The organism is Variovorax sp. RCC_210, from assembly GCF_041355175.1.
In the GTDB taxonomy this organism is placed as follows: domain Bacteria; phylum Pseudomonadota; class Gammaproteobacteria; order Burkholderiales; family Burkholderiaceae_C; genus Variovorax.
The window spans coordinates 195151-206893 of sequence record NZ_JBFUPJ010000004.1; the positions used below are offsets into that span (position 1 = coordinate 195151).

12 protein-coding genes are annotated in these 11743 nt (G+C 70.1%); 10 read left to right on the plus strand and 2 right to left on the minus strand.

The genetic code is table 11. The features are described 5' to 3' along the window. The 4 genes from AB6807_RS15720 to AB6807_RS15735 are packed head-to-tail and all read left to right on the plus strand — an operon-like array spanning position 1 to position 2885. Positions 1 to 876 carry an ABC transporter ATP-binding protein gene (locus tag AB6807_RS15720; protein ID WP_371085311.1) on the plus strand — a complete coding sequence of 292 codons (876 nt, stop codon included), beginning with the start codon at positions 1 to 3 and terminating at the stop codon, positions 874 to 876. A 24-nt stretch (positions 877 to 900) separates the two neighbouring features. Next, positions 901 to 1860, plus strand: a complete 960-nt coding sequence (locus tag AB6807_RS15725; protein ID WP_116911477.1) for an MlaD family protein — start codon at positions 901 to 903, stop codon at positions 1858 to 1860. A gap of 14 nt (positions 1861 to 1874) precedes the next feature. Then, on the plus strand, positions 1875 to 2621 hold the full coding sequence (locus AB6807_RS15730; RefSeq protein WP_371085312.1) for an ABC-type transport auxiliary lipoprotein family protein: 747 nt from the start codon (positions 1875 to 1877) through the stop codon (positions 2619 to 2621). 42 nt (positions 2622 to 2663) lie between these two features. After that, complete coding sequence (locus AB6807_RS15735; RefSeq protein ID WP_116911479.1) at positions 2664 to 2885, plus strand: hypothetical protein; 222 nt, start codon at positions 2664 to 2666, stop codon at positions 2883 to 2885. Positions 2886 to 2935: 50 nt separating this feature from the next. Here AB6807_RS15735 and AB6807_RS15740 read toward each other — a convergent pair whose 3' ends face one another. Further along, a complete protein-coding gene (locus tag AB6807_RS15740; protein ID WP_371085313.1) occupies positions 2936 to 3685 on the minus strand; it encodes an NAD-dependent deacetylase in 750 nt (249 codons plus the stop codon). Next, positions 3682 to 4542 (minus strand): IclR family transcriptional regulator, encoded by an 861-nt coding sequence (locus tag AB6807_RS15745; protein WP_371085314.1) that lies wholly within the window; start codon positions 4540 to 4542, stop codon positions 3682 to 3684. The genes AB6807_RS15740 and AB6807_RS15745 overlap by 4 nt, the downstream gene beginning before the upstream one ends. A 160-nt stretch (positions 4543 to 4702) precedes the next feature. Here AB6807_RS15745 and AB6807_RS15750 point away from each other — a divergent pair, with 160 nt between their 5' ends. The 6 genes from AB6807_RS15750 to fahA all read left to right on the plus strand — a co-directional run bounded on the left by AB6807_RS15750 (position 4703) and on the right by fahA (position 11344). After that, positions 4703 to 5671, plus strand: a complete 969-nt coding sequence (locus AB6807_RS15750) for an MBL fold metallo-hydrolase (protein WP_116911482.1) — start codon at positions 4703 to 4705, stop codon at positions 5669 to 5671. A 162-nt stretch (positions 5672 to 5833) separates the two neighbouring features. Then, positions 5834 to 7504, plus strand: coding sequence for an FAD-dependent oxidoreductase (locus AB6807_RS15755; protein WP_371085315.1), 1671 nt, complete (start codon positions 5834 to 5836; stop codon positions 7502 to 7504). Positions 7505 to 7509: 5 nt separating this feature from the next. Beyond that, on the plus strand, positions 7510 to 7698 hold the full coding sequence (locus AB6807_RS15760) for a DUF2783 domain-containing protein (protein WP_371085433.1): 189 nt from the start codon (positions 7510 to 7512) through the stop codon (positions 7696 to 7698). A gap of 49 nt (positions 7699 to 7747) precedes the next feature. Further along, positions 7748 to 9073 (plus strand): homogentisate 1,2-dioxygenase, encoded by a 1326-nt coding sequence (hmgA, locus tag AB6807_RS15765; protein WP_116911484.1) that lies wholly within the window; start codon positions 7748 to 7750, stop codon positions 9071 to 9073. Then, on the plus strand, positions 9070 to 10056 hold the full coding sequence (locus AB6807_RS15770) for a Bug family tripartite tricarboxylate transporter substrate binding protein (protein WP_371085316.1): 987 nt from the start codon (positions 9070 to 9072) through the stop codon (positions 10054 to 10056). The genes hmgA and AB6807_RS15770 overlap by 4 nt, the downstream gene beginning before the upstream one ends. Positions 10057 to 10078: 22 nt before the next feature. After that, positions 10079 to 11344 (plus strand): fumarylacetoacetase, encoded by a 1266-nt coding sequence (gene fahA / locus AB6807_RS15775; protein WP_371085317.1) that lies wholly within the window; start codon positions 10079 to 10081, stop codon positions 11342 to 11344. Positions 11345 to 11743: the final 399 nt, after the last annotated feature.

Genomic DNA, 11743 nt, shown 5'->3' on the forward strand with positions numbered 1-11743 from the left:
ATGAGCATGCCCGTGCGCCCCGACACCAACACCACCGTGGTGGACATCCGCAACCTGTGGACAGTGTTCAGGAACGCCGACGGCGAGCAGGTGGTGCACCGCGACCTGCAGCTGCACATCGACCGTGGCGAGGTGCTGTCGCTGGTGGGCGGCTCGGGCACGGGCAAGACGGTGCTGCTGCGCCAGATTCTCGGGCTGGAGAAGCCCACGCGCGGCACGGTCGAGGTGCTGGGCCAGGAGCCCGGCGAGCTCAGCGCCTCGGGCGCGGCCAACGTGGGCATGCTGTTTCAGCACGGCGCGCTGTTCTCTGCCTTCAGTGTGCTGGAGAACATCGCCTTTCCGCTGCGCGAGCTGAAGCTGCTGCCCGACGAGCTCATCCGCCACGCGGCGCTGGTGAAGCTGCAGATGGTGGGCCTGGGCCCGCAGCACGCCAACAAGAGCCCGTCGGACCTGTCGGGCGGCATGATCAAGCGCGTGGCGCTGGCGCGCGCGCTCATCATGGACCCGCCGCTGCTGCTGCTGGACGAACCCACGGCCGGCCTGGACCCCGAGGCGTCGGACAGCTTCTGCGACCTGCTGCGCGGCCTGCACCGCGAGCTGGGGCTGACGGTGGTGATGGTGACGCACGACCTGGACACGCTGTTCGACCTGAGCACCCGCATCGCGGTGCTGGCCGACCAGAAGGTGATCGTCACCGGCGCGGCGCGCGAGGTCATCGCGTACCCGCACCCCTTCATCCACGAATACTTTCTCGGCGGGCGCGGCCAGCGCGCACTCGAGGCGCTGCACGACAGGCCCGCCGACACGACCGCGACCATTCCCCCCGTCGCTTCCCCCGTCGCTCCCCGGCAACCCGCCGCGCAGGCGGACCGCTGAAGCCCTGAAAGGCAGGACACCCCCATGGAAAACAAGGCCCACGCTTTCGCCGCCGGCGCCTTCGTGCTCGGCCTGGTCGCCGCGCTCGTCGCGCTGGTGATCTGGTTCACGCGGGACAACACCGTGCGCAACGTGTATGAGCTGTCCACGCGCGAGGCCGTCAGCGGCCTGCAGCCGCAGGCCATGGTGCGCTACCGCGGCATCGCGGTGGGCAAGGTGACCTCCATCGACTTCGACCCCAAGGTGAAGGGCAACGTGCGCGTGCGCATCACGGTCGACGAGCGCGTGCCGCTCACCGCCTCCAGCTTCGCCACGCTGAGCTACCAGGGCGTGACCGGCCTGGCGTTCATCGCGCTGGACGACAAGGGCGAGTCGAGCGTGGTGCTCAAGCCCGACAACGACGACCCGCCGCGCATTCCGCTGAAGCCCTCGATGCTGGCGCAGCTGCAGGACCGCGGCGAGGCCATCATCAACCAGGTCGAAGAGGTGACCAAGCGCGCCAACCAGCTGCTGAGCGACCCCAACCAGAAGCGCGCGGCCGATGCGCTGGAGAACATCGCGGCCGCCTCGGCCAGCGCCAACACGCTGCTCAAGACGCTGGACACCACCGTGAAGACCGGCCTGAACCCGGTGCTCACCAGGCTGCCCGACACCATGGCCTCGGTGAAGAAGGCGGCCGGCGACGTCTCGCGCGTGGCCAACAACTTCAACACCACCGTGGGCCGCCTGAACGCGCCCGACGGCCCGGTCGAGCGGCTGAGCGACGGCACCAAGGCGCTGGCGCAGGCGGTCGACTCGTTCAACGCCGCCACCCTGCCGCGCGTGAACCGCGTGGCCGACGACACCTCGCACGCCGTGCGCCGGCTGGGCCGGGCGGCGGACAGCATCAACGACAACCCGCAATCGCTGCTGTTCGGCAACGGCGGCGCGGCCGCGGGCCCGGGCGAGCCGGGCTTCAGCGCGCCGGCCGCCGCGAACCGCTGAGGGAGGCCAAGCGCATGACCAAGAACCTGAACAACACCGCCCGGTCCCGGACCGCCCTGCCGGCCGCTGCACCAACGGCCTTTGCACGGACGGCCTTTGCACGAACGGCCTTCTCTGCGCTGGCGCTCGGCGCCGCCCTGCTGGCCGCCGGCTGCGGCGCGCTGCCCGACAAGCCCGCCCGCGCCACGCTGTACGACTTCGGCCCCGGCATGACGGCTCCGGCCGCCGCGCCCGCGGTCGCCACCCTGCCCACGCTGGCGCTGGCCGAGTTCGAGAGCAACTCGCGCCTGGACGGCACGCAGATCCTGTACCGCCTGGGCTACGCCGACGCCAACGAGCTGCGCCCCTACGGCCAGTCGCGCTGGAGCCAGCCGCCCGCGCAACTGCTGCGCCAGCGCCTGCGCGACGCGCTGGCCGCGCGCCGCATGGTGCTCGGCCCGGAAGAAAGCGCCACCATCGCGCGCGGCAAGGGCGAGGTGCCCGACACGCTGCGCATCTCGCTCGACGAGTTCAGCCACTACTTCGATTCGGCCAGCGCCAGCGTGGGCCTGGTGCGACTGCGCGCCACGCTCATCCGCGGCACCGCCGGCGGCGACCGCGTGCTGGGCCAGCGGACCTTCACCGTGCGCAGCCCCGCCGCCAGCGCCGATGCGCCCGGTGGCGTGAAGGCGCTGATCGCGGCCAGCGACACCGCCTCGGGCGAGCTGGTGCAGTGGGTCGACCAGCTGCAGCAACAGCAGGCCGCAGCGCCCCGGCAGTAGGCGACCGCTTCCAGCCACCGGTCAACGCACAGGAGCGATCCCATGAACGTCACTCGCATCGTCGGCATCCTGTTGATCGTGGCCGGCATCGCGGCCATCGGCGTGGGCAGCTTCAGCTTCACCAAGGAAACCCACGAGGCCAAGCTCGGCCCGCTGGAGTTCTCGCTGAAAGAGAAGCAGACCGTCGCCATTCCGGCCTGGGCCGGCGTGGCCGCGATCGTGGTGGGCGGGGCGCTGGTGCTGCTGGGCGGCAAGAAGGGCTGAGGCCCCCGGCCCTGTCAAGCTCGGCCCGGCTCGGCCCGGCCCTGTTCTTTTCAGCCCAGCCCGGCCAGCAGCTTCGGCAGCAGGTCTTCCGAAGCACCGCGCAGCACCACCGACGCCGCATCGTCCAGGTGCGGCAGCGGCTCCAGGTTGAGCGTGACCAGCTTCGCGCCATGCGCCAGCGCGGTCTGCGGCAGCTCGGCCGCGGGGTAGACGATGGTGGTGCTGCCGACCACCACGAACAGGTCGCACTCCTGCGCCGCCACCTGCGCGTCGAGCAGCACGCCGGCGTTGAGCATCTCGCCGAACATCACCACGTCGGGGCGCGCATGCGAGCCGCAGCGCAGGCAGCGGTGAAAGGGCCACGGGCCGCTGCGGTTGCCGCAGTGGTCGCAGCGCCAGCGGCGCAGCGAGCCGTGCAGCTCGAGCACGTCCTGCCCGCCGGCCAGCGTGAGCAGGCCGTCGACGTTCTGCGTCACCAGCCGCGTGGCCGGGCGCAGCCGCTGCAGCTGCGCCAGCGCGGCGTGGCCCGGGTTGGGCTGGGCCGACTCGATCACCGACAGCCGCTGCGCCCAGAACCTGGTGAAGCCCGAGGGGTCGCGCTGAAGGTCTTCGGCGTGCGAGAACTGCAGGGCGTTCTGGCTCTTCCACAGGCCGTCGGCGTCGCGGTAGGTCGGAATGCCGGAGGCGCGCGACAGGCCGGCGCCCGAGAAGACGACGATGCGCCGGGCGTTGCCCAGCAGCTGGGCCGCGGCGTGCAGCGAAGAACAAAGGTCGGGTGCGGATGCGGAAGCTGGCGTCATCTGTCTGATCTGGGGCTGTTCGCGGGCGTCGCAACGCTGGCGCCCAGCCGTTGCGACACCGTGTCCGCGCAGGCCTTGAGCGCGCGGGCAATCTCGCCGTCCCACGCGGTATTGAAGATGCCGGCCGGGCCGATGGCGGTCACGGCCAGCACGATGGCGCCGGTGTGGTCGAACACGGGCGCGGCCATGGCGCTCACGCCTTCGATGACCTCGCCGTCGGAGCGGCTGATGCCGTGGTCGCGCACCTCTTGCAGCTGGCGCTCGAAGTCGCTCCACGAGGGCAGCGGCTGCACCGGCGGCATGCCGGCCGGCGGCGCGGGCTCGGCGCCCTTGCGCTGCTTCTGGCGCTGGCGCTCCTCGTCGAGCAGCTGGCGCACCACGCCAGCGTCGAGGTAGGTGGCGAACACCCGGCCCGAGGCGGTGTGCGTCAGCGAGAACACCGTGCCGTGGCGCATGTTCACGTGCACCGGCGAAGGCGATTCGGCCGTGCGCACGATGGTCGCGCCGCGCGCGCCCCACACGGCCAGCGCCACGGTGTGGCCGAGCTGCTGGGCCAGCTGGCCGATCAGCGGGGTGGCGATGTGCACCGGGTCGGCCTGCTGCAGGCTGATGAGGCCCAGTTGCAAGGCGAGCGGGCCGAGCAGATAGTGGCCGCTGGCGCGGTCCTGCTCGATGAGGCCCAGCCGGCCGAAGCTGACCATGTACGGGTGCGCCTTGGCGGGCGTCATGTCGGCCTCGCGCGCGAGGTCTTTCAGCGCCATCGGCCGGCCGTGGTGCACCAGCGCGCGCAGCAGTTGTCCGCCGACTTCGATGCTCTGGATGCCGCGCTGGGCGCGGTCGGTGTCATTGGCTGCCATGGCCCGCCGATCGTTCGTTCATGAAGAAGGGATTAGACATTAACTGATCCGACGCTTACACTGCCAAAATTCGTTCACAGCAAATTCGTTCGCCTTAGACGAATTAGTTTCGACCCCGCATCCAACCCCGCATTCATCCCCACGACCACCGGAGACAACGATGAGCCAAGCCAAGAAATTCGCCAGCCAGGCCGACATGGAAGAAAAGAAGGTCACCTTCAGCCAGATCTCGGAGCACGCCTGGGCCTACACCGCCGAAGGCGACCCGAACACCGGCATCGTCATCGGCGACGACTGCGTGCTGGTGGCCGACACCCAGGCCACGCCTGCCATGGCGGCCGACGTGGTGCGCCGCATTCGCGAAGTGACCGACAAGCCCATCAAGTACGTGGTGCTCACGCACTACCACGCGGTGCGCGTGCTGGGCGCGGCGGGCTACTTCGCGCCGGGCGAAGGCCACATCCTGGCCAGCCAGGACACGCGCGACCTGATCGTGGAGCGCGGCGAGGAAGACAAGGCCAGCGAAATCGGCCGCTTCCCGCGCCTGTTCCAGAACGTGGAAACGGTGCCCCCGGGCCTGACCTGGCCCACCATGACCTTCACCGGCAAGATGACGCTGTGGCTGGGCAAGCTCGAGGTGCAGCTGATTCAGCTGGGCCGCGGCCACACCAAGGGCGACACGGTGGTGTGGCTGCCGCAGGAGCGCACGCTGTTGTCGGGCGACCTGGTCGAGTTCGGTGCCACGCCGTACGCCGGCGACGCCTACTTCAAGGACTGGCCGCAAACGCTGGACAACATCGCCGCGCTGAAGCCCGCCGCGCTGGTGCCCGGCCGCGGTGCCGCGCTGACCACGCCCGAGGCCGTGGCCGAAGGCCTGAGCGGCACGCGCGACTTCATCTCCGACGTGTACGCCAGCGTGCAGGAGGGCGTGAAGGCCGGGCGCGACCTGAACGCGGTCTACAAGGACACGTACGAGAAGCTCAAGCCCAAGTACAGCCAGTGGGTGATCTTCGACCACTGCATGCCCTTCGACGTGAGCCGCGCGTACGACGAGGCCTCGGGCCATGCGGACCCGCGCGTGTGGACGGCGCAGCGCGACATCGACATGTGGAAGGCCCTGGAGGGCTGAGCGCGCGCATTGCTCCCTCCCCCGCTGGGGGAGGGCTGGGGTGGGGGCAGGCAGAGCGCCCGAAGTGAACGCCGCTTGCCCCCATCCCGACCTTCCCCCAGCGGGGGAAGGAGCAAGTCAAAAAGACAAAGCAAGAAGACGACAAGACACGGAGACAAGCACGTGATCGACTACCAGAGCCTGCGCTTCGACTACAAGCGCCACGCCGACCAGGACGCCCCCGCGTCCGCGCCCGCACGACACCCGGTGGTGGTGGTCGGCGCCGGCCCCGTGGGCCTCACGCTGGCCATCGACCTGGCGCTGCGCCAGGTGCCGGTGGTACTACTGGACAACGACAACACCCTCTCCAGCGGCTCGCGCGCCATCTGCTTCGCCAAGCGCACGCTCGAGGTGTTCGACCGCCTGGGCTGCGGCGACCGCATGGTCGACAAGGGAGTGTCGTGGAACGTGGGCAAGGTGTTCTTCCACGACGAGCAGGTGTTCCGCTTCGACCTGCTGCCCGAGCCCGGCCACGAGCGCCCGGCCTTCATCAACCTGCAGCAGTACTACGTCGAGGGCTACCTGGTGGAGCGCGCGGCGGCGCTGCCGCTGATCGACCTGCGCTGGAACCACAAGGTGACCGGCATCGAGCAAGGCGAAGACGGTGCCGATGGCGCGGTGCTCACGGTGGAAACACCCGACGGCACCCACCGCCTGCAGGCCGGCTACGTGGCCGCCTGCGACGGCTCGCGCTCCAACCTGCGCCAGCTGCTGGGCCAGGAAGCGAAAGGCCGCGTGTTCCGCGACCGCTTCCTGATCGCCGACATCACCATGGACGCGCAGCTGCCCACCGAGCGCCGCTTCTGGTTCGACCCCTCGTTCCACCCCGGCCAGAGCGTGCTGCTGCACAAGCAGGCCGACGGCATGTGGCGCATCGACTTCCAGCTCGGCTGGGACGCCGACCCGGTGGAAGAGCGCAAGCCCGAGAACATCACGCCGCGCGTGCGCGCGCTGCTCGACAGCATCGGCTTCGAGGGCGTGCAGTTCCAGATCGGCTGGGCCAGCGTGTACACCTTCGCCTGCCAGCGCATGGAGCGCTTTCGCCACGGCCGCGTGCTGTTCGCGGGCGACTCGGCGCACGGCGTGTCGCCCTTCGGCGCGCGCGGCGCCAACTCGGGCGTGCAGGACGCGGACAACCTCGCCTGGAAGCTCGCCGCGGTGGTGCAGGGCCAGGCGCCCGACGCGCTGCTCGACAGCTATGCCAGCGAGCGCGAGTACGCGGCCGACGAGAACATCCGCAACTCCACGCGCGCCACCGACTTCATCACGCCCAAGAGCGAGGTGAGCCGGCTGTTCCGCGACGCGGTGCTCGAGCTGACGAAGCGCCACGCCTTCGCGCGCACGCTGGTCAACAGCGGGCGGCTGTCGGTGGCCACGGTGCTGCGCGACTCGCCGCTGAACACTGGCGACGCCGACGCATTCACCGGCGCGATGGTGCCGGGCGCCGCCGCGGCCGATGCGCCCGTGGCGCGCGCCGACGGCAGCACCGGCTGGCTGCTGCGCGAGTGCCACGTCGAACGCTTCACCGCGCTCGTGTTCGGCCAGGGCGAAGCCGCCGAGCGCAGCCTGCAGGCGCTGCAGGGCGCCGACCTGCCGCTGCACATCGTGCGCGTGGCAGGCACCGGCCCCGGCGCCGAACTCGCCGTGCAGCGCTACGACGCGCAACCCGGTACCGTCTACCTGCTGCGGCCCGACCAGCACGTGTGCGCGCGCTGGCGGCACCCCACGGCAACGGACGTTCGCGCGGCACTGGACCGGGCGCTGGCGAAGGCAAACACAAAGGCAACCGCATGACCACGATGCAACTGACCACCACGCCCAACCTCGAGGCGCCCGACGACTTCTACGAGGCGCTCATCGAGGCGCACCAGGGCCTGACCACCGAAGAGAGCCACGCCTTCAACGCGCGGCTCGTGCTGGTGCTGGCCAACCACGTCGGCTCGCTGGCCGTGCTGCGCGAGGCCTTCGAGACCGCGCGCGCCGGCTGAGCACGTTCACAGCATTCCAACCTCATCGCGATTTTCGAAAGAGAACACCATGACCCAAGCACCCCCCGCCGCCGAGCGCCGCTACCAGAGCGGCTTCGGCAACGAGTACGCCTCCGAGGCCGTGCCCGGCGCCCTGCCCCAGGGCCGCAACAACCCGCAGCGTGGCCCCTTCGACCTGTACACCGAGCTGATCTCGGGCACCGCCTTCACCGCGCCGCGCCACGAGAACCGCCGCACCTGGCTGTACCGCCGCCAGCCCTCGGTGGTATCGGGGCGCTACCAGCCGTACGCGCAGGCGCACTGGAGCACCGGCGCCGACCGCGAGATCGCGCTGCCGCCCGAGCCCCTGCGCTGGCACCCGCAGCCGCTGGACGGCGCCGCCGAGGTCGACTTCATCGACGGCATGCACACCATCGCGGCCAACGGCGATGCCGAGTCGCAGGTGGGCATCGGCTCGCTGATGTACCTGGCCGGCCGCTCGATGGAACGCCGCGCCTTCGTCAACGCCGACGGCGAGATGCTGGTGGTGCCGCAGCAGGGCCGCCTGGTGATCACCACCGAGCTGGGCGTGCTCGACGTGAAGCCGGGCGAAATCGCGCTGCTGCCGCGCGGCATGGCCTTCAAGGTGGCGCTGCCGGACTCGGACGCTGGCGCGGGGCCTTCGCGCGGCTACGTGTGCGAGAACTACGGCGCGCATTTCCGCCTGCCCGAGCTGGGCCCGATCGGCTCGAACGGCCTGGCCAACGCGCGCGACTTCCAGGCGCCGGTGGCGGCCTTCGAATCGGAAGAAGGCGCCTACGAGCTCGTCAAGAAATTCGGCGGCCGCTTCTGGAAGGCGCCCGCCAGCCAGTCGCCCTTCAACGTGGTGGCCTGGCACGGCAACCTCGCGCCGGTGAAGTACGACACGGCGCACTTCATGGTGATCGGCTCGATCAGTTTCGACCACCCCGATCCGTCGATCTTCACCGTGCTGACCTCGCCCAGCGACACGCCCGGCACCGCCAACTGCGACTTCGTGATCTTCCCGCCACGCTGGATGGTCATGGAGAACACCTTCCGCCCGCCATGGTTCCACCGCAACCTCATGAGCGAGTTCATGGGGCTGGTGCTGGGCGAGTACGACGCCAAGCCGGGCGGCTTCAAGCCCGGCGGCGCGAGCCTGCACAACTGCATGGTGCCGCACGGGCCCGACGAGGAAGCCTTCGACAAGGCCACCCACGCCGACCTGAAGCCGCACAAGCTGGACAACACGCTGGCCTTCATGTTCGAGAGCCGCTACCGCTTCATTCCCACCCACTTCGCGCTGCAGAGCAGCGCGCTCGACACCGACTACGCCGACTGCTGGGCCGGCCTGAAAGATCAATTCAAAGCATGAAGAACGCATTCACCCTGACCCGCCGCGCCGCGGCCGTCGCCCTGCTCGCCGCGCCCTTCGCGGCGCCTTTGCTCGCGCACGCGGCGGACTACCCGAGCAAGCCCATCCGCTTCGTCGTGCCCTACTCGCCCGGCGGCACCACCGACCTGGTGGCGCGCACGGTGGGCCAGAAGGTGTCGGAGAAGCTGGGCCAGCCGGTGCTCATCGACAACCGCGGCGGCGCGGGCGGCAACATCGGCATGGACGCCGTGGCCAAGGCCGCGCCCGACGGCTACACCATCGGCTTCGGCGCCATCTCGACCAACGCGCTGAACCCGCACATCTACAAGTCGATGGCCTTCGACCCGCGCAAGGACTTCACCGCCATCAGCCTGCTGGGCACCTCGACCATCGTGCTCGAAGTGCCGGCGGTGTCGCCCATCAAGACCGTGCCCGAGCTGGTCGCGGCCGCCAAGAAGAACCCCGGCATGCCCTACGCCACCGCGGGCGCCGGCACCTCGATGAACCTGGCCGGCGTGATGTTCGCGCAGATGACCGGCACCGAGCTCGTGCACGTGGCCTACAAGGGCAGCGGCCCGGCCATCACCGACATGCTGGGCAACAACATCGGCGTGATGTTCGACAACCTGCCGGCGTCGCTGCCGCACATCCAGTCCGGCAAGCTGCGCGCGCTGGCGGTGGCGGGCCCCGCGCGCTCGCCCTCGCTGCCCGACGTGCCGACCATGGCCGAAGCCGGGCTCAAGGGCTACGCGCTGGACCCGTGGTTCGGCGTGTACGGCCCGGCGAAGCTGCCGGCTCCCATCGTGAAGGCGCTGAACGAGGCCTTCGTCGAGGCCCTGGCCATGCCCGACGTGAAGGCCAAGCTGCAGCAGGCCGGCTTCTCGCCGCGCGGCTCCACGGCGCAAGAACTCACCACGCTCACCGAGACCGAATACAAGCGCCTGGGCGACGTCGCCAAGAAGGCCGGCATGACCGCCGATTGAACAGACTCAACGAAAGACATCCATGACCGCACTCAACGCCACCCATGACCCGAAGCTGCGCAGCTGGGTCGCCTCGGCCAACGAAGCCGGCACCGACTTCCCGATCCAGAACCTGCCCTTCGGCCGCTTCCGCGCCGCGGGCAGCCAGGAGGCCTTTCGCATCGGCGTGGCCATCGGCGACCAGGTGCTCGACCTGAAGGCCGCCGGGCTGGTCGACACCGACGACATGAACGCGCTGATGAGCGTCAGCGTGAAAGACCGCCAGGCCCTGCGCGCGTCGATTTCCGCCGGCCTGGCCGAAGGCAGCGACAAGCAGGCCGCGTGGTCGAAGGCGCTGCTGGCGCAGGCCGCGGCCGAGATGACCGTGCCCTGCCGCATCGGCGACTACACCGACTTCTACACCGGCATCCACCACGCGACCACCATCGGCAAGCTGTTCCGCCCCGACCAGCCGCTGATGCCCAACTACAAGTGGGTGCCCATCGGCTACCACGGGCGGGCGTCGTCCATCCGCGTGAGCGGCCAGGTGTTCAAGCGCCCGCAGGGCCAGACCAAGGCGCCCGATGCCGCGGAGCCGAGCTTCGGCCCGTCGAAGCGGCTGGACTACGAGCTGGAGCTGGGCTTCGTGGTGGCGCGCGGCAATGCGCTGGGCGAGCCCATCGCCATCGGCGAGGCCGAGGACCACCTGTTCGGCGTGACGCTGCTCAACGACTGGTCGGCGCGCGACGTGCAGGCCTGGGAATACCAGCCGCTGGGCCCGTTCCTGTCGAAGAGCTTCGCCAGCACGCTGTCGCAGTGGATCGTGACGACCGAGGCGCTGGCGCCCTTCCGCGCGAAGTTCGAGCGGCCCGCCGGCGACCCGCAGCCGTTGCCCTACCTCGACTCGGCAGCCAACCGCGAGAGCGGCGCGCTCGACATCACGCTCGAGGTGCTGCTGCAGACCGAGAAGATGCGCGCAGCCGGCGAAGCGCCCGTGCGCCTGACGCGCGGCAACACGACCGAAGCCGCCTACTGGACGGCCGCGCAACTCATCGCGCACCACACGGTGAACGGCTGCAACTTGCAGCCCGGCGACCTGCTGGGCTCGGGCACGCTGTCGGGGCCGAAGCCCGATGAAGCGGGCTCGCTGATCGAGCTCACGCAAGGCGGCAAGCAGCCAATCACGCTGCCCAACGGCGAGAAGCGCACGTTCCTGGAGGACGGGGACACGCTGGTGATCCGCGGGTACTGCGAGCGTGCGGGCGCGGTGCGCATCGGGCTGGGCGAGGTGAGCGGCACGGTGGTTTGAGGATGGGTTCCCTCTTCCGCTTGCGGAAGAGGGCCAGGGTGAGGGCCGACGGCCTCACGACATCGCGCGGTCTTCGTTGCCGCTGACCCTCACCCCAACCCTCTCCCGCAAGCGGGAGAGGGGGCAAGGCATCAGGGACGAATTCAGCGCAGCAGGGCTCTGTGTTGTCCCCTCTCCCGCTCGCGGGAGAGGGCTAGGGTGAGGGCCGACGGCTCCACAACATCGCGCGAGCTCGATCGCCGCGTGCCCCACCCCAACCATCCCCCGGAAGGGGAGGGAGCAAGGCATCAGGGGCGAATTCATCGCAGCGGGGCTCTGTGTTGTCCCCTCTCCCGCGAGCGGGAGAGGGCTAGGGTGAGGGCTGACGGCCCCACAACATCGCGCGAGCTCGATCGCCGC